Source organism: Paraburkholderia sp. SIMBA_027, assembly GCF_046535315.1.
GTDB classification, from domain to species: Bacteria; Pseudomonadota; Gammaproteobacteria; order Burkholderiales; family Burkholderiaceae; genus Paraburkholderia; species Paraburkholderia tropica.
Genome location: NZ_JAWRWY010001476.1, coordinates 1 through 241, shown reverse-complemented (window position 1 = coordinate 241; position 241 = coordinate 1). Strand labels below are relative to the sequence as shown.

The following is a 241-nucleotide window of genomic DNA, read 5'->3' as shown; positions in this document are numbered from 1 at the left end:
CAGCATCGCGGCGAGCCGAACGGCCCGATCGTGTCCGGCCTGATCGAGGAGCAGACGCTGTGGTCGTGCACGACCTGCCGCGCATGCGTGCAGGAATGCCCGATGCTGATCGAGCACGTCGACGCGATCGTCGACATGCGCCGTAACCGCACGCTGGTGCACGGCACGGTGCCGGGCAAGGGCCAGGAAGTGCTCGCGAACCTGCGCGAGACCGGCACGATGGGCGGTTACGACGCAGCCG

1 pseudogene is annotated in these 241 nt (G+C 68.9%); it reads left to right on the top strand.

The features are described 5' to 3' along the window. Positions 1-241: pseudogene (locus tag SB764_RS44095) on the top strand ((Fe-S)-binding protein); the annotation flags it as partial.